The organism is Parendozoicomonas sp. Alg238-R29, from assembly GCF_947331445.1.
Lineage (GTDB): Bacteria > Pseudomonadota > Gammaproteobacteria > Pseudomonadales > Endozoicomonadaceae > Sansalvadorimonas.
Genome location: NZ_CAMZOG010000091.1, coordinates 1 through 17,821, shown reverse-complemented (window position 1 = coordinate 17,821; position 17,821 = coordinate 1). Strand labels below are relative to the sequence as shown.

Here is a 17,821-nt window from a genome sequence, read left to right as displayed (position 1 = left end):
GTCAGCGCTGCAGTCAGAGTTGTTTTACCATGGTCAACGTGACCGATGGTGCCGACGTTTACGTGCGGCTTCGTACGCTCAAACTTTTCCTTAGCCATTTTTCACTTACCTTCTAGCGAGTCTGAAATAATTAACCCTGGTTTGCCTTGATCACCGCTTCAGCGATACTGTTTGGAGCTTCTGCATATTCTGCAAACTCCATAGTATACGTAGCACGGCCCTGTGTTGCAGAGCGCAGATCGGTGGCATAACCGAACATTTCACCCAGGGGAACCTGAGCATTAATAGTCTTACCGGTCGGGGTATCTTCCATACCCTGAACAAGACCACGGCGACGGTTCAAGTCACCCATAACGTCACCCATGTAGTCTTCAGGCGTTACCACCTCAACTTGCATCATGGGCTCCATCAGCACAGGCTTGGCCTGTGGTGCGTACTTCTTCAGAGCCTGAGATGCGGCGATTTTAAACGCCATCTCGTTGGAGTCAACCTCGTGGAAGGAACCATCAAACAGACGAGCTTTCAGACCCAGCAGAGGGTAGCCGGCGATAACGCCGTTCTGCATCTGTTCTTCGATACCTTTCTGTACCGCAGGAATGTATTCCTTAGGAATAGTACCGCCAACAATTTCGTTGATGAATACCAGACCTTCTTCACCGGGATCAGCAGGAGAGAACTCAACAACAACGTGTCCGTACTGACCACGACCACCAGACTGCTTGGCAAACTTGTGGTTAGCTTCAACGCTTTGCTTGATCTTCTCACGGTAAGCAACCTGAGGCTTACCAATGTTGGCTTCAACGCTGAACTCACGACGCATACGGTCAACAAGAACGTCGAGGTGAAGCTCACCCATACCGGAGATGATCGTCTGACCAGTTTCCTCGTCAGTCTTAACACGGAAAGAAGGATCCTCCTGAGCCAGCTTGCCCAGTGCGATACCCATCTTTTCCTGATCCGCTTTAGACTTAGGCTCTACAGCAACAGAAATCACCGGCTCGGGGAATTCCATACGCTCGAGAACGATCGGTTGAGCTGGATCACACAGGGTTTCACCTGTTGTTACATCCTTCATACCGATCAAGGCAACAATATCGCCCGCCAAAGCTTCTTTGATCTCTTCACGGTTGTTGGAGTGCATCTGAACCATACGGCCGATACGCTCTTTCTTAGACTTCACAGAGTTCACAACGGAGCTACCAGAAGTAGCAACACCGGAATAAACACGCGCGAAAGTCAAAGTACCAACAAACGGGTCGGTAGCAATCTTGAACGCCAGCGCTGCGAAAGGAGCTTTATCATCAGCTTCACGAGCTTCCATGATTGGCTCACCATCAGCATCTTCGCCAACGATACCTTCAATCGCCTTAACCTCAAGAGGGGAAGGCATGTATTCAATAACAGCATCAAGAACGGCTTGAACACCCTTGTTCTTGAATGCAGAACCACCAAAGACAGGAATAATCTCATTAGCCAGAGTCCGCATACGGATACCAGCTTTGATTTCTTCCTCGGAGAGCTCACCTTCTTCAAGGTACTTCTCCATCATTTCTTCAGTCGCTTCTGCTGCAGACTCAACCAGATACTCGTGCATTTCTGCACACTCATCGGCGATATCAGCAGGAATATCAGCATATTCAAAGGTCATGCCCTGGTCAGCTTCATTCCACAGAATGGCCTTCATCTTTACCAGGTCAACAACACCCTTGAATTCGTCTTCGGAACCGATGGTCATCTGCATGGGAACAGCGTTCGCCCCCAGACGATCCTTCAGCTGGTTAACTACCATCATGTAGTCAGCACCAGTACGGTCCATCTTGTTTACGAAGACCATGCGAGGCACTTCGTACTTGTCGGCTTGACGCCATACGGTTTCAGTCTGGGGCTGTACACCAGAAGAACCACACAGAACAACAACCGCGCCATCGAGAACACGCAGGGAACGCTCTACTTCGATAGTGAAGTCAACGTGTCCTGGAGTATCGATAATGTTTACACGGTGCTCGTCAAACTGGGCATCCATACCACGCCAGAAACAGGTGGTAGCAGCGGAGGTGATAGTAATACCACGCTCCTGTTCCTGCTCCATCCAGTCCATGGTAGCTGCGCCGTCGTGTACTTCACCGATCTTGTGGGACAGACCTGTGTAGAACAAAACGCGCTCGGTGGTAGTGGTCTTACCCGCGTCGACGTGGGCACAGATACCGATGTTACGGTAACGGCGTATCGGGGTTTTACGGGCCACGACTCAATCCTCTGAAAAAACGTATTAGAAACGGTAGTGGGAGAATGCCTTGTTGGCTTCTGCCATGCGATGCACATCTTCACGCTTCTTGACAGCTGCGCCTTTCTTCTCGGCAGCATCAAGCATTTCACCAGCCAGGCGGAGATCCATAGATTTCTCGCCACGCTTACGTGCAGCATCAACCAACCAACGCATAGCCAAAGCCATACGACGGGAAGGACGAACCTCTACAGGCACCTGGTAAGTAGCACCACCAACACGACGGCTCTTAACCTCAACCACAGGAGAGATAGTTTCGAGGGCTGCCTCGAAAGTCTCCAGAGGATCTTTACCGGAACGCTCCTGGATCTTGTCCATGGCACCGTAAACGATACGCTCGGCTACGGATTTTTTACCGTGAACCATTACGTGGTTGATGAACTTAGCCAGAACCTTGTTGTGAAACTTAGGATCGGGCAGTACTTCGCGTTTGGCGACAACTCTTCTTCTTGGCATGACAAATGTCCTCGATTTTCAGGTTAATCCGAGATCAGGCTTCGACTCGGCCTTACTCTTCCACCAGATGCAAAACTTTATGTTTTAAAACTGGATTATTAAAAAGCTAAGGCCAGATTAAGACTTAGGCTTCTTGGTACCGTACTTAGAACGGCCTTGACGACGGTCGTTAACACCCTGTGTATCCAGAGTACCGCGGACTGTGTGGTAACGAACACCTGGCAAATCTTTTACACGACCGCCACGGATCAGAACCACGGAGTGTTCTTGCAGGTTGTGACCTTCACCACCAATGTAGGAAGTCACTTCAAACCCGTTGGTCAGACGAACACGGCATACTTTACGCAGTGCGGAGTTCGGCTTCTTAGGGGTAGTGGTGTACACGCGAGTACAAACGCCACGCTTCTGCGGGCAGGCTTGCAACGCAGGCACGTCGGTCTTTTTGACCTTGCGCTTACGCGGCTTGCGAACAAGCTGGTTGATAGTTGCCATTAGGCATACTCTCCAATTATTAAACTACTGTTTCTAAATACACAATGACACTGACACTCAGAGGAATAAGCACCAGAATCACGAGGATTCAGCTTCACACTGAATCCATTAGCAAACCCGTTTTTCGTCGCTCATTTTTGACAATGAACGAAAGCCGGGCACACTAAAAGGCACCGGATTTTAAATAGTGTGAATTTCCCCGTCAAGGAGTCCTCTTCCAAGAGTGCTCGTTATTAACCGGACTCATGTCAATGTCACCGGGGATTCTTACAACAGATAGCCTCGGAAGAGTATATACACATATGAGACAAGCACCCCTCTTTACAGTGTTTTTGTGGCTATCATTCGCAACATTTTCAGCACAAACCCTCGCAAAAGGTACAAAAGAGGTTTGGTATCAAAAAGTCTGGTGTGATGGCGTAGGAGGGGAAATGGAGGTAAAACTACCTGAAGGGCCGCGAGTAGACTGCATGACCAAAACCCATGCTATTGAGATGGACTTCGCCCACAAATGGACAGAGGCCATAGGTCAATCCCTTTATTACTCCACTTTAACAGGGTTAGATGCTGGCATTGTCCTTATCCTAAAGAGCCACAGCGATGCTCCTCACCTGAAAGCCGCACAAAAAACCATTGATCGTTACAAACTTCCTATAAAGCTATGGCCACTGGGGCCATAGCTATTTAACAACCTGCTGCAATAGCTGCACAAGCTCTAAAAGACCGAATTCCACGCTATTCAATGTAACGCTTTATCAACATACAAGAATAACTACTGGAGTCGCTTCAAAACGATCGGAAAGAGGCCATTACCTCCCTTTACTTCTCCGGCATAGACAGTTGCCCTGACCTTAAAACTCATCCCTGGACCCCAAAGATGACAGCAGAAAAAACAAGCACACCACCCCACAACACCAGAGCGCAACAACGTGATCGTCCACGATGATATACTCATACCTTTCTTCCATCCGTTGTACTTACCCTGATGATAAATACCCTTCCCGCCGTCATAGCTTTCGACGCTGACGACACTCTCTGGCCAAATGAGCCCTACTTCCGCGATGCTGAAAAAGAAATCATAAAACTTCTTGAGCGTTATTACCGTGGAGATAACCTGCTGGAACATCTGTATCAGCAGGAGATTAAAAACCTCCACATCTTTGGTTATGGCGCCAAAGGCTTTTCCCTCTCCATGATTGAGAGTGTTATAGAGCTTTCAGAAGGCATGGTGAACGGAGCTGAGATTCAGAAGATTATTGATCTGGGTAAATCCATAATGACTTATCCTATTAATCTGATTGAAGGTGTGCACGAAACCCTTGAGGAGTTAAAAGATTATCCTCTGATGCTGATCACCAAAGGCGACCTATTTGATCAAGAAAGTAAAATTGCCCGCTCTGGCTTGGGAGATTACTTTCAGGCAGTAGAAATTGTTTCCGAAAAGAACGATGAAACCTATCTACGCCTTCTACAGCGCTACAACATTAAGCCTGAAAACTTTTGGATGATCGGTAATTCCCTTAAATCAGATGTTTTACCTATAGACCGTATTGGCGGCACAGGCGTTCACATCCCCTTTGAATCCACCTGGCAGCATGAAACCGTTAGTGAAGATCATGCAGCCGAACACAATTACCACGAGCTACAGAGCATTAGAGAGCTTCCAATGCTTATTGAAAAACATATCGCCTAATTAATTTCAAACAACCAACAAAAAAGCCGGTCAGATATCTGACCGGCTTTTTATTACCCCAAAATCAGAAGCGCTTATGCGTCCCCCTGACTCAGAGCTTCAGACAGTGCCGCTTCAACATCGGATGCAGAAATCGTCACAGTCTTATCTTCATCACGCTTACGACGCTCTGCATGGTAAGACAAACCAGTACCAGCCGGAATTAGACGACCCACAACAACGTTTTCCTTCAGACCGCGCAGGTGGTCGGACTTGCCGGTTACCGCCGCCTCGGTCAGAACGCGGGTAGTTTCCTGGAAGGAAGCCGCGGAGATGAAGGATTCTGTTGCCAGAGATGCCTTAGTGATACCCAGCAGAATACGCTCGTATTTCGCAGGGAAGCGATCACTTGCACCCATCTCATCGTTAACCTCGAGCACCTTCACATACTCGATCTGCTCACCACGGATCAGGTCAGAGTCACCAGCATCGGTCACTTCCACCTTACGCAGCATTTGGCGCAGGATAGTTTCGATGTGCTTGTCGTTAATCTTAACGCCCTGCAGCAAGTAAACTTCCTGAATCTCTTTAACGATGTACTCGGCCAACGCGGTAACACCCAGCAGGCGAAGGATATCGTGAGGATTGAACGGACCGTCAGAGATAACTTCACCCTTGACAACGTTCTCACCCTCAAACACGTTCAGCTGGCGCCACTTCGGAATCAGCTCCTCGTAAGGATCGGAACCGTCGGTAGGTGTAATAACCAAACGCTTCTTGCCCTTGGTTTCCTTACCGAAGGAAACAATACCGGAGGTTTCTGCCAGAATCGCAGGCTCTTTCGGCTTACGCGCTTCAAACAGGTCTGCCACTCGTGGCAGACCACCGGTGATATCTTTGTTGCCGGAAGACTGCTGAGGCATACGGGCAATGATCGCACCGATCTCAACAATCTCACCGTCTTTCAGACTCACCAGAGCGTTTGCAGGAAGGAAGTACTGAGCAGGAGTGCTGGTATTAGGCAGCATCAGCTCATTACCATTCTCATCCAGCAGTTCGATGGCAGGACGAATATCCTTACCAGCTGCAGGACGGTCAGTAGGGTTAATCACCTCAATGCTGGACAGACCGGTGATTTCATCGGTCTGAGTCTTGATGGTGATCCCTTCTTCCATACCGATGAAGCGCACCTTACCAGCGATTTCAGTCACGATTGGGTGAGTATGTGGATCCCACTTCGCAACAATCGCACCCGCTTGAACAGTATCGCCATCCTTAACAGACAGAACAGTACCGTATGGCAGCTTATAACGCTCACGCTCACGGCCGAATTCATCTGCCAGAGCCAACTGACCGGAACGAGACACAGCAACCAGATTGCCGTCTTTGCGCTCTACAGTCTTGATATTGGTCAGACGGATAGAACCCTTGGCCTTCACGGTGATGTTGTCCTGCGCAGCAGCACGGGATGCAGCACCACCGATGTGGAAGGTACGCATCGTCAGCTGGGTACCAGGCTCACCGATAGACTGTGCAGCGATAACACCAACAGCTTCACCAGGATTAACCAGGTGACCACGACCCAAGTCACGACCGTAACAGCTGGCACAAACACCGTGACGCGTTTCACAGCTGATAGAGGAGCGAACCAGCATTTCATCTACGTTCAGCTCTTCGAGATGCTTAACCCACTTCTCGTCGATCAGGGTACCAGCCTTAACAGCAATGTCGTCGGAACCAGGGATGTAAACATCTTCCGCAACCACACGACCCAGAATACGCTCACCCAGATCCTGTACAACCTCACCACCTTCGATAACCGGGGTCAGCAGCAGCCCCTTAGTGGTGCCACAGTCATGCTCAGTTACAACCAGATCCTGCGCGACATCTACAAGACGACGAGTCAGGTAACCGGAGTTTGCAGTCTTCAATGCGGTATCCGCAAGACCCTTACGAGCACCGTGAGTCGAGTTAAAGTACTGTAGTACGCTCAGACCTTCACGGAAGTTCGCGGTGATTGGCGTTTCAATGATGGAACCATCTGGCTTGGCCATCAGACCACGCATACCAGCCAGCTGACGAATCTGTGCTGCGGAACCCCGCGCACCGGAGTCGGCCATCATGTAAACACTGTTGAAGGATTCCTGCTCTTCCTCTTCACCCTTGCGGTTGATAACGAGGTCGGTTTTCAGGTTGTCCATCATACGCTTGGCCAGCACCTCGTTGGCACGAGACCAGATATCGATAACCTTATTATACTTCTCACCCTGGGTTACCAGACCGGAAGCAAACTGGTTTTCGATTTCACGTACTTCGTTGTACGCCTCATCAATGATCTGGCCTTTCTCTGCCGGGATAACGAAGTCGTTAACACCGATAGACGCGCCGGAGATAGTGGCGTAACTGAAGCCCATGTACATCATCTGGTCAGCGAAGATGACGGTCTCTTTCAAACCGACATTACGATAACAAGCGTTTAACAGGCGGGAGATCGCCTTCTTCTTCATCGCCTGGTTAACCAGATCAAATGGAAGGCCGTCAGGTACGATTTCCCACAGCAATACACGGCCTACAGTAGTTTCGGCCAGGAACTTGCGAGTATGCAGTTCACCGTCTTCATCCTTAACGGTTTCAGAGATACGAACCTTAACGCGGGCATGCAGATCAGCAGCGCCGGTGCGATAAGCACGCAGAGCTTCACTGATGTCCTTAAAGGCCATACCTTCACCCTTCGCATTAATGCGATCCCGGGTAATGTAGTACAGACCCAGCACAACGTCCTGAGAAGGAACGATGATAGGTTCGCCGTTTGCAGGTGCCAGGATGTTGTTGGTAGACATCATCAGGGCACGGGCTTCGAGCTGGGCTTCCAGAGTCAGAGGTACGTGTACCGCCATCTGGTCACCGTCGAAGTCAGCGTTGTAAGCTGCACACACTAAAGGGTGCAACTGAATAGCTTTACCTTCGATCAATACTGGTTCGAACGCCTGGATACCGAGACGGTGCAGAGTAGGTGCACGGTTCAGCATAACCGGATGTTCGCGGATAACCTCATCGAGGATATCCCATACGATTGGCTCTTCACGCTCAACCATCTTCTTGGCAGCTTTGATAGTGGTCGCCTGACCACGGGTTTCCAGCTTGCCGAAAATGAAAGGCTTGAACAGCTCCAGCGCCATCTTCTTAGGAAGACCACACTGATGCAGGCGCAGAGTTGGGCCTACGGTAATTACAGAACGACCGGAGTAATCAACACGCTTACCGAGCAGGTTCTGACGGAAACGACCCTGCTTACCCTTGATCATGTCAGCCAAAGACTTCAGAGGACGCTTGTTAGAACCGGTGATAGCGCGGCCGCGACGACCGTTATCCAGCAGGGCGTCAACAGACTCCTGCAGCATACGCTTTTCATTGCGAACAATAATATCAGGAGCGTTCAGTTCAAGAAGGCGCTTCAGACGGTTGTTCCGGTTGATAACACGACGGTACAGATCGTTCAGGTCGGACGTTGCAAAACGACCGCCATCCAGAGGTACCAGAGGACGCAGATCTGGCGGCAGAACCGGCAGAACAGTCATGATCATCCATTCAGGCTTGTTACCGGAATGGAAGAAAGCCTCAAGCAGTTTCAGGCGCTTGGTCAGCTTCTTGATCTTGGTTTCGGAGTTAGTCTGCGGAATCTCTTCACGCAACTGATCGATCTCTTCTTTGAGTTCGATATCACCCAGCAGGTGCTGAACAGCTTCGGCACCCATGCGGGCGTCAAAGTCATCACCGAATTCTTCCAGAGCTTCGTAGTATTCTTCGTCATTCAGCAGCTGCCCACGATCCAGGGTAGTCATACCCGGATCGATAACCACATAGGATTCGAAGTACAGAACACGCTCGATATCACGCAGGGTCATATCCAGCAGCAGGCCGATACGGGACGGCAGAGACTTCAGGAACCAGATGTGAGCAACAGGTGCAGCCAGTTCAATATGCCCCATACGCTCACGACGAACTTTAGCCAGTGCAACTTCAACGCCACACTTTTCACAGATAACACCACGGTGCTTAAGACGCTTGTACTTACCGCACAGGCACTCGTAGTCCTTTACAGGTCCAAAAATCTTGGCACAGAACAAACCATCACGCTCAGGCTTGAACGTACGGTAGTTGATGGTCTCTGGCTTTCTAACTTCACCATAAGACCAGGAGCGCACCATCTCGGGGCTCGCCAGGGAGATGCGAATGGAATCGAATTCTTCCGTCTGTCCCTGGGATTTCAGCAGATTGAGTAAGTCTTTCATCGCTTCTCCTCGCAGAAGCCGACGGGTAGAAAACTACCCGTCGAATTTAACCCTATAGCTATTAATCTTGTTAGAAGCCCGAGTTATCGGATTCCAGTTCAAGATCGATACCCAGAGAACGGATTTCCTTCACCAATACGTTGAAGGATTCGGGCATGCCAGGCTCCATGCGATGATCACCGTCGACGATGTTCTTATACATCTTGGTACGACCGGCAACGTCATCGGACTTAACCGTGAGCATTTCCTGTAGCGTGTAAGCGGCACCATATGCTTCCAGCGCCCACACCTCCATCTCACCAAATCTCTGGCCACCAAACTGAGCTTTACCGCCCAGAGGCTGCTGGGTTACCAGGGAATAGGAACCAGTAGAACGCGCGTGCATTTTATCGTCTACCAAGTGGTTCAGCTTCAGCATGTACATGTAGCCAACAGTTACCGGGCGCTCGAAGCGATCACCGGTACGGCCGTCATACAGAGAAACCTGACCACTGTCATCCAGATCGGCCAGACGCAGCAGAGCCTTGATTTCAGCTTCTTTGGCGCCGTCAAATACAGCGGTAGCCATTGGTACGCCCTTACACAGGTTGCGAGCAAGATCCATCACTTCCTGATCAGAGAAGGAATCGATGTCTTCTTTATTCTTACCTGCACCTACAACGTTGTAGATTTCGTTCAGGAACTTGCGAATCTTCGCAATCGCCTGCTGGGACTGAACCATTTCATTGATCTTATGACCCAGACCGCGTGCCGCAGCACCAAGGTGAGTTTCCAGAACCTGCCCAACGTTCATACGGGACGGCACACCCAGAGGGTTCAGCACAATATCAACAGGGTTACCGAACTCATCGTGCGGCATATCTTCCACCGGCATGATGATAGAGATAACACCCTTGTTACCATGACGACCCGCCATCTTGTCACCAGGCTGAATGCGACGCTTAATAGCCAGGTAAACTTTAACGATCTTCAGCACGCCAGGTGCCATGTCGTCGCCAGTCTGCAACTTCTTCTTCTTGTCTTCGAAGCGCTCGTCCAGCTGTGCACGTAGCTCGGTCAACTGTTTCTGTGCTGCTTCCAGCTGACTGTTCAGCTCTTCATCAGACATTACCAGACGGAACCACTGTTCGTGTTCCAGGCCGTTGAGGTAATCTGCAATCAGGGCATCACCCTTCTGGAGGCCTGGGCCACGATCAACCTTCTGGCCTTCGATAGAAGACATCAGACGGGCAAAGGTGTCACCTTCTACGATACGGAACTCTTCGTTCAGATCTTTGCGAATATCATCCAGCTGTGACTTCTCAATAGATAGCGCACGGGAATCTTTCTCCACGCCATCACGAGTGAACACCTGAACATCGATAACGGTGCCTTTAACGGAAGTCGGTACACGCAGAGAGGTGTCCTTCACGTCAGAAGCTTTTTCACCAAAGATCGCTCGCAGCAGCTTTTCCTCTGGAGTCAGCTGGGTTTCACCCTTAGGCGTTACCTTACCAACCAGAATGTCGCCTGCTTCTACTTCAGCACCTACGTAAACAATACCGGCTTCATCCAGCTTGTTCAGTGCGGACTCACCAACGTTAGGAATATCGGAAGTTACTTCCTCAGAACCCAGCTTGGTGTCACGAGCCACACAGGTCAGTTCCTGAATATGGATAGTGGTGAAGCGATCCTCCTGAACAACACGCTCAGATACGAGCATGGAGTCCTCGAAGTTATAACCGTTCCAAGGCATGAACGCGATACGCATGTTCTGACCCAGAGCCAACTCACCCATGTCAACGGAAGGACCGTCAGCCAGGATATCGCCACGCTGGACAATTTCACCAGCCTTCACCAGAGGACGCTGGTTAATACAGGTGTTCTGGTTAGAACGGGTGTACTTGGTCATGCTGTACAGATCAACACCGGCTTCGCCTGGCTGAACTTCAGCATCATGTACACGGATAACGATACGACCTGCGTCTACGGACTCAATGATACCACCACGACGTGCAACCACACATACGCCAGAATCACGAGCTACGTTACGCTCCATACCGGTACCAACCAGCGGCTTGTCAGCACGCAGAGTTGGTACAGCCTGACGTTGCATGTTAGATCCCATCAAAGCGCGGTTCGCGTCATCGTGTTCCAGGAATGGAATCAGGGATGCTGCAACAGATACTACCTGACGAGGAGAAACGTCCATGTACTGAACATTTTCCGGAGTAGTCAGGGTTACTTCGTTACGGTGACGAACGTTAACCAGTTCTTCAGTCAACTCACGTTTCTCGTTCATTGTCGCGGAAGCCTGAGCGATTACGTATTCGCCCTCTTCAATAGCAGACAAATAATCGATTTCGTCAGAAACCTTGCCATCAATAACCTTGCGGTATGGAGACTCAAGAAAACCATACGGGTTAGTGCGGGCATAAGTTGCCAGAGAGTTGATCAGACCGATGTTTGGTCCTTCAGGAGTTTCGATAGGACATACACGACCATAGTGAGTTGAGTGTACATCTCGAACCTCAAAGCCGGCACGCTCACGAGTCAGACCACCAGGGCCCAAGGCAGACACACGACGCTTGTGTGTAACCTCAGACAGCGGGTTGTTCTGATCCATAAACTGGGACAACTGACTGGAACCAAAGAATTCCTTAACCGCTGCAGCAACAGGCTTGGCATTAATAAGATCCTGAGGCATCAGACCTTCGGACTCTGCCATGGAGAGACGCTCTTTAACTGCACGCTCTACACGAACCAGACCGACACGGAACTGGTTTTCTGCCATTTCACCAACGGAACGAACACGACGGTTACCCAGGTGATCGATATCGTCACAAACGCCTTTACCGTTGCGGATATCAACCAAGGTTCTCATTACGTCAATGATATCCTGGTTGTCCATGATGCCGGAGCCAGTATCACTCTCACGACCCAGGCGGCGGTTGAATTTCATTCGACCAACAGCAGACAAATCGTAACGTTCGGCGGTGAAGAACAGGTTTTGGAACAGCTGTTCTGCAGCATCTTTGGTAGGTGGCTCACCAGGACGCATCATGCGGTAGATTTCTACCAGAGCTTCCATTGCGTTGGTGGTGCTGTCTGAACGCAGGGTGTCAGAAACATAAGAACCACAGTCCAGTTCATTGGTGTAGATAACACTAATGGACTTAACGCCAGCAGCTAGCAGCTTCTCATAGATTTCCATGGTCAGCTCGGTGTTACACTCAACCAGGATTTCACCTGTAGCAGAGTGGACAACCGGCTTGGCCAGCACCTTACCCAGAACATATTCTGGTGGTGCCTCCAGAGTGCTGATATTAGCTTTTTGCAGCTGACGAATGTGGCGTGCAGTTACACGACGACCCTGCTCTACAATGACATTGCCATCGTTGTCGCGAATGTCGAAGCTGGACGCTTCACCACGCAGACGCTCAGGAACCAGATCGAAAGTAACACCGTTACTGCCAATCTTGTATTCGTTGCTTTCAAAGAACAGATCAAGAATCTGTTCACTGCTGTAGCCAAGGGCACGCAGCAGAATAGTCGCCGGTAGCTTACGGCGGCGGTCGATACGCACAAAGAGAAGATCTTTGGGATCAAACTCAAAGTCCAGCCAGGAACCACGATAAGGAATAACCCGCGCGGAATAAAGCAGCTTGCCGGATGAGTGGGTTTTACCACGGTCATTATCAAAGAACACACCAGGAGAACGGTGAAGCTGGGATACAATTACCCGCTCAGTACCGTTAATCACAAAGGTGCCGTTGTCTGTCATGAGTGGAATTTCACCCATGTAGACTTCTTGCTCTTTAATATCTTTAATCGCCTTATTGGCGCTTTCTCTGTCATAGATAATCAGACGCACTTTGACGCGCAGCGGCACAGCGTAGGTTACGCCACGAAGCTGACATTCTTTTACATCAAAAGCCGGAGTACCTAAACGGTATCCAACATATTCAAGTGCGGCATTGCCGGAATAGCTGACAATTGGGAACACGGACTTGAAAGCCGCGTGTAATCCTATATCGTTACGTCCCTCTGGATCCGTATCGGTTTGCAAAAGCTTCCGATAAGAATCCAGCTGAATTGCCAGCAAATAGGGCACATCCATGACTTGCGGCAATTTGCCGAAATCCTTACGGATACGTTTTTTCTCTGTATACGAGTAAGCCATCAGCGTTCCCCAGCTAGGTCACCTGCGGATCTGTCGTGCGTGCCTGCATAGGCCACGACCTTTGTCTCGAGGGCGGGTAGCCTCTCATTCATTTTCCTGAGCCACCAAAAATCTAAAATCTCTAATGCTCACGAGCGGTGCTCCGGTAAACTTGGTTTGCCCGGCTCTCAGACGGAATATGGACAGATGCAGTTTGCAGACAATACCGCAATGACTTTTTCACTACGCAGAAAAGACCTCTTGCTCACCGGTACCCCGTTGAACATGAAGTCAGCCTTTTCTCTCATAAAACCACTCGTAGTGATTGCTGCAAGTCGAGTGCCTACCCCTGTATCCGTTTCCCCGGATTCTGAACCGTCAAACCAAGTTGACCAGAGCACAAATACTTTCATACCAATATGTCATTGGCTGCTCCCGTTACCAGGAACTTTCCGCTATTACATCTTATTAAATCGCGGTAAACAACACATTCTAACAAGACTATCCAGAACTGCACGTTTTTTACAAAAACAAAACAGAACAATTCCTATAACGGAAAAAGGCCGGTGCCAAAAAGCACCAGCCATTCGGCTTATTATTCAACAAGCCTTAGATAATGCAACGTAGAAATTACTTAACTTCTACAGATGCACCAGCTTCTTCCAACTGCTTCTTCAGTTCTTCAGCTTCGTCCTTAGACGCGCCTTCTTTAACTGGAGCAGGTGCACCGTCTACAACAGCCTTGGCTTCTTTCAGACCCAGGCCAGTAGCAGCACGCACTACCTTGATAACGTTAACTTTCTTGTCGCCAGCGCCAGTCAGGATAACGTCAAATTCAGTCTGTTCAGCGGCAGCAGCAGCTTCGCCAGCAGCAGCAGGTGCAGCAGCAACAGCAGCGGCAGCGGATACGCCGAACTTCTCTTCCATTGCTTCAACCAGCTCAACAACTTCCATAACGCTCATTTCAGCGATTGCGTTCAGGATATCTTCTTTGGACAGAGCCATTTCTCTTTCTCCAGAATTCTTCAGGGTAAAACCTGTTGCTTGTTTCCAAGCAAAAATAATTTAAAAACGATAAAAGCAAACAGCTACAAATTAAGCGGCTTTCTTCTTCTCGTCGGCAACAGCTGCCACAGCACGGGTGATTTTGCTTGGGAACTCGTTCAGAGTCCGTACCAGCTTGGTCACAGGTGCAATCATTACGCTCATCAGCATCGCACGCGACTGATCCAGAGTTGGCATCTTAGCCAAGACGTCAATCTGCTCAGCTCCGAGCAGTTTGCCGCCAATGGAAAGAGCCTTCACTTCCAGTGCGTCATTCTCCTTAGCGAAATCTTTCAGGACACGGGCAGCAGCGCCCGGATCTTCCTGAGAAAACGCCAGGATAGTAGGACCTACCAAAGCCTCTTGAATGCACTCATACTCAGTACCTTCAACAGCTTTACGGGCCAGAGTGTTACGTACGACCTTCAGATAAACACCGTTCTTACGGGCTTCACTGCGCAAGGCAGTCATCTGGTCAACAGTCAGGCCGCGGTAGTCCGCGATTACAGCCGACAGAGCGCTTTGGGCAGCCTCATTGACACCAGCGACAATCGCTTTTTTGTCTTCGAGACCTAACGCCATGGGGCTTTACTCCAGTTGGTAAAGTGCTTTAACTCACTAAGCGGCGCATTATGACGCAAAACTTAGTGACACTTAATACGGTGAAGGGCCAATTGTCAGACAATCGATTCACCGTCTACGCAGGAAATTAAGCAATTCAGCCCTACTGCATCGGCTTACACCGAAAAGACTAACTTGCACCTACGATCTTTGACAGTCCTCGAATGCGAGGACCCCAAAGATGGTTTGTGATTACGTAAACTCAGAGGAGTTATACACAATCACGAATTCTTTCAATCACACCTGAACGGAATTAAATGTCCAGAGTAGCGTGATCGATAGTAAGACCAGGACCCATAGTAGAAGACAGAGATATCTTCTTCAGGAATACGCCCTTAGCGGAAGCTGGCTTCAGCTTCTTCAGCTCAGCAATCAGAGCCTCAACGTTTGCCTGCAGAGCAGCGGCTTCGAAATCAACCTTACCAATGCTCGCGTGAATGATACCATTCTTGTCAGTACGGAAACGCACCTGACCAGACTTGGCATTCTTAACAGCTGCAGCAACGTTAGGAGTTACAGTACCAACTTTAGGGTTAGGCATCAGACCGCGCGGACCCAAAATCTGACCCAGCTGACCAACAACACGCATTGCATCAGGGGAGGCAATAACAACGTCGAAGTTCATTTCTCCAGCTTTCACCTGAGCTGCCAGATCGTCCATACCAACAATGTCGGCACCTGCTTCTTTAGCAGCTTCAGCGTTTGCGCCCTGAGTAAATACAGCAACACGAACGTCTTTACCAGTACCGCTAGGCATGATGGCGGAGCCACGAACTACCTGATCGGATTTACGAGGATCAACACCCAAGTTAACAGCAACCTCAACGGATTCCTTGAACTTAACGGTGGACAGTTCAGACAGCAGCTTGGCAGCTTCTTCGAAGGAGTAAGCCTTACCAGCTTCAACCTTCTCAGCAATCATCTTTGCACGGTTAGTCAGTTTTGCCACTTTACACACCCTCCACGTTCAGACCCATGGACCGGGCAGAACCGGCGATGGTGCGAATAGCAGCATCTTCGTCAGCTGCAGTCAGATCAGGCTCTTTGATCTTAGCCACTTCCAGCAGCTGCTCACGAGTTGCAGTACCAACCTTCTCAGTGTTCGGACGGCCAGAACCCTTCTTCAACTTGCAAACCTTCTTCAGCAGCACAGATGCTGGCGGAGTTTTGGTTTCGAAAGTGAAGCTACGATCACTGTAAACAGTGATAATAACTGGAATTGGCATACCAGCTTCCATGCTTTGAGTCTTAGCATTGAAAGCTTTGCAGAATTCCATGATGTTAACACCGTGCTGACCCAGAGCCGGACCAACAGGTGGAGAAGGGTTTGCCTTACCAGCAGCAACCTGCAGCTTGATATAAGCCTGTACTTTTTTAGCCATGATTTACCTCATAAAGGGTTCTAACGCATCATCCGAAAAAACCGAACTCCGCTCCCCACGACCAGGGCGAACCCCGGACACCAAAAACCTCGTACAATGCACTACTAAAGCAGCAATACAAAAGGACGAGGTTTGAAATTCCTTATCTAAACCTTACTGGCTTAAGATCAGCCTTTCTCTACCTGACCAAACTCGAGCTCGACAGGAGTAGAACGACCAAAAATCATTACCGCAACTTTCAGGCGGCTTTTTTCGTAATTGACCTCTTCAACTGTACCGTTGAAGTCCGCAAACGGACCATCAATCACACGAACCATTTCACCCGGCTCGAACAACGTCTTCGGACGAGGCTTATCACCACCATCCTGAACACGCTGAAGAATAATATCAGCTTCTTTCTGGGTGATCGGCATTGGTTTATCTGCCGTACCACCAATAAAACCAAGAACACGCGGCGTATCCTTAATCAGATGCCAGGAATCCTCTTCCATCTCCATCTGAACCAGAACGTATCCTGGAAAGAATTTGCGCTCACTACGACGCTTCTGACCGTTCTTGATTTCTACAATTTCTTCTGTAGGTACAAGAATCTCGCCAAACTTATCTTCCATACCATACAGCTTGACACGCTCATTAAGGCTGCGCATTACCTGCTTCTCGTATCCGGAATAGGCGTGGACGACATACCAACGTTTAGCCATCTTCTGTCCTTATCTAATCAGGCTGCTAACGATCCAGCCTAGCAGACTATCCAGCCCCCACAAAACCAAGCTCATGAGCAGCACAACAATCACCACAATCACCGTGGTTTGCACAGTCTCTTGCCGCGTAGGCCATACAACCTTACGCACTTCAGCCTTGGCATCGCGAAGCAACCCCCAGAATGACTGACCTTTACCTGTTTGCATAGCAACCGCAATCGCCGCAACAGCAAGAACAACCAATCCTATAGTGCGGTAAAGAACAGATTCACCGCCAAAATATACATTCCCGCCTGCTCCAGCAAGTACGAGAAGTGTCACTACCAGCCACTTAAGACCATCCAGGCGACTGACGTTTTCAACGTCTGTTTTACCACTCATCCAGAATTCTCAGCAGATCAGGAATTTATCCGGGAAGGAATCTGGCAGGCCATGAGAGAGTCGAACTCCCAACCCCCGGTTTTGGAGACCGGTGCTCTACCAATTGAGCTAATGGCCTACTACCTATAGAAGCCTTTTAGCCATACAATCTTCTCAGATTCTAGCCAGCTCCGGGTCGCGTACTATACACGATCCCGAAACCAATTCAACCATTTAGAGCCACCCAAGCTTATCAAACAGCCCCAAACTTAACCATCTAAAACCCTGTATCAGGCAATGATCTTGGCAACAACACCGGCGCCAACAGTACGACCACCTTCGCGGATAGCGAAACGCAGACCGTCTTCCATTGCGA

15 protein-coding genes and 1 tRNA gene are annotated in these 17,821 nt (G+C 49.6%); 2 read left to right on the top strand and 14 right to left on the bottom strand.

Features of this window, described 5'->3' with window-relative positions; translation table 11 throughout:
- From QMA35_RS18095 to rpsL, 4 genes are all read right to left on the bottom strand, one after another.
- Positions 1-98, bottom strand: a 98-nt coding sequence (locus tag QMA35_RS18095) for a GTP-binding protein (protein ID WP_281648559.1), incomplete at its 3' end; no start/stop codon positions are given.
- A gap of 32 nt (positions 99-130) precedes the next feature.
- Entirely contained in the window at positions 131-2,245 is a 2,115-nt protein-coding gene (gene fusA, locus QMA35_RS18090) for an elongation factor G (protein WP_281648558.1), read from the bottom strand.
- A gap of 24 nt (positions 2,246-2,269) precedes the next feature.
- Positions 2,270-2,740, bottom strand: a complete 471-nt coding sequence (gene rpsG / locus QMA35_RS18085) for a 30S ribosomal protein S7 (protein WP_281648557.1) — start codon at positions 2,738-2,740, stop codon at positions 2,270-2,272.
- Between the two features lie 117 nt (positions 2,741-2,857).
- Positions 2,858-3,232, bottom strand: a complete 375-nt coding sequence (rpsL, locus tag QMA35_RS18080) for a 30S ribosomal protein S12 (protein ID WP_281648556.1) — start codon at positions 3,230-3,232, stop codon at positions 2,858-2,860.
- A 302-nt stretch (positions 3,233-3,534) separates the two neighbouring features.
- On the opposite strand from rpsL, the gene QMA35_RS18075 reads away from it, so the two are divergent.
- Together QMA35_RS18075 and QMA35_RS18070 are read left to right on the top strand one after the other, a co-directional pair.
- Complete coding sequence (locus QMA35_RS18075) at positions 3,535-3,912, top strand: hypothetical protein (RefSeq protein ID WP_281648555.1); 378 nt, start codon at positions 3,535-3,537, stop codon at positions 3,910-3,912.
- Positions 3,913-4,217: 305 nt separating this feature from the next.
- Positions 4,218-4,925 (top strand): HAD family hydrolase, encoded by a 708-nt coding sequence (locus QMA35_RS18070; protein ID WP_281648554.1) that lies wholly within the window; start codon positions 4,218-4,220, stop codon positions 4,923-4,925.
- A 74-nt stretch (positions 4,926-4,999) separates the two neighbouring features.
- Here QMA35_RS18070 and rpoC read toward each other — a convergent pair whose 3' ends face one another.
- From rpoC to QMA35_RS18020, 10 genes are all read right to left on the bottom strand, one after another.
- Positions 5,000-9,196 carry a DNA-directed RNA polymerase subunit beta' gene (rpoC, locus tag QMA35_RS18065; protein ID WP_281648553.1) on the bottom strand — a complete coding sequence of 1,399 codons (4,197 nt, stop codon included), beginning with the start codon at positions 9,194-9,196 and terminating at the stop codon, positions 5,000-5,002.
- A 70-nt stretch (positions 9,197-9,266) separates the two neighbouring features.
- Positions 9,267-13,358, bottom strand: a complete 4,092-nt coding sequence (rpoB, locus tag QMA35_RS18060; RefSeq protein WP_281648552.1) for a DNA-directed RNA polymerase subunit beta — start codon at positions 13,356-13,358, stop codon at positions 9,267-9,269.
- 609 nt (positions 13,359-13,967) lie between these two features.
- Complete coding sequence (rplL, locus tag QMA35_RS18055) at positions 13,968-14,342, bottom strand: 50S ribosomal protein L7/L12 (RefSeq protein WP_281648551.1); 375 nt, start codon at positions 14,340-14,342, stop codon at positions 13,968-13,970.
- Positions 14,343-14,432: 90 nt separating this feature from the next.
- Positions 14,433-14,963: a 50S ribosomal protein L10 gene (gene rplJ / locus QMA35_RS18050; RefSeq protein WP_281648550.1), complete on the bottom strand. Its 531-nt coding sequence runs from the start codon at positions 14,961-14,963 to the stop codon at positions 14,433-14,435.
- A 292-nt stretch (positions 14,964-15,255) separates the two neighbouring features.
- Positions 15,256-15,951: a 50S ribosomal protein L1 gene (gene rplA / locus QMA35_RS18045; RefSeq protein ID WP_281648549.1), complete on the bottom strand. Its 696-nt coding sequence runs from the start codon at positions 15,949-15,951 to the stop codon at positions 15,256-15,258.
- 1 nt (position 15,952) lies between these two features.
- Entirely contained in the window at positions 15,953-16,384 is a 432-nt protein-coding gene (gene rplK / locus QMA35_RS18040; RefSeq protein WP_281648548.1) for a 50S ribosomal protein L11, read from the bottom strand.
- Positions 16,385-16,551: 167 nt separating this feature from the next.
- Positions 16,552-17,085, bottom strand: coding sequence for a transcription termination/antitermination protein NusG (gene nusG / locus QMA35_RS18035; RefSeq protein ID WP_281648547.1), 534 nt, complete (start codon positions 17,083-17,085; stop codon positions 16,552-16,554).
- Between the two features lie 9 nt (positions 17,086-17,094).
- A complete protein-coding gene (gene secE / locus QMA35_RS18030; protein WP_281648546.1) occupies positions 17,095-17,466 on the bottom strand; it encodes a preprotein translocase subunit SecE in 372 nt (123 codons plus the stop codon).
- A 42-nt stretch (positions 17,467-17,508) separates the two neighbouring features.
- Positions 17,509-17,584, bottom strand: a tRNA-Trp gene (locus QMA35_RS18025).
- A gap of 151 nt (positions 17,585-17,735) precedes the next feature.
- A partial coding sequence (locus QMA35_RS18020; protein WP_220789499.1) for a hypothetical protein occupies positions 17,736-17,821 on the bottom strand: 86 nt, incomplete at its 5' end.

What these genes read in the sequence shown, in the direction of transcription:
- rplJ (WP_281648550.1), bottom strand. Translation starts at nt 14,963, where the DNA reads ATGGCGTTAGGTCTCGAAGACAAAAAAGCGATTGTCGCTGGTGTCAAT.
- secE (WP_281648546.1), bottom strand. Translation starts at nt 17,466, where the DNA reads ATGAGTGGTAAAACAGACGTTGAAAACGTCAGTCGCCTGGATGGTCTT.
- QMA35_RS18070 (WP_281648554.1), top strand. Translation starts at nt 4,218, where the DNA reads ATGATAAATACCCTTCCCGCCGTCATAGCTTTCGACGCTGACGACACT.
- nusG (WP_281648547.1), bottom strand. Translation starts at nt 17,085, where the DNA reads ATGGCTAAACGTTGGTATGTCGTCCACGCCTATTCCGGATACGAGAAG.
- QMA35_RS18075 (WP_281648555.1), top strand. Translation starts at nt 3,535, where the DNA reads ATGAGACAAGCACCCCTCTTTACAGTGTTTTTGTGGCTATCATTCGCA.
- rpsL (WP_281648556.1), bottom strand. Translation starts at nt 3,232, where the DNA reads ATGGCAACTATCAACCAGCTTGTTCGCAAGCCGCGTAAGCGCAAGGTC.
- rpoC (WP_281648553.1), bottom strand. Translation starts at nt 9,196, where the DNA reads ATGAAAGACTTACTCAATCTGCTGAAATCCCAGGGACAGACGGAAGAA.
- rpoB (WP_281648552.1), bottom strand. Translation starts at nt 13,358, where the DNA reads ATGGCTTACTCGTATACAGAGAAAAAACGTATCCGTAAGGATTTCGGC.
- rpsG (WP_281648557.1), bottom strand. Translation starts at nt 2,740, where the DNA reads ATGCCAAGAAGAAGAGTTGTCGCCAAACGCGAAGTACTGCCCGATCCT.
- rplK (WP_281648548.1), bottom strand. Translation starts at nt 16,384, where the DNA reads ATGGCTAAAAAAGTACAGGCTTATATCAAGCTGCAGGTTGCTGCTGGT.
- rplL (WP_281648551.1), bottom strand. Translation starts at nt 14,342, where the DNA reads ATGGCTCTGTCCAAAGAAGATATCCTGAACGCAATCGCTGAAATGAGC.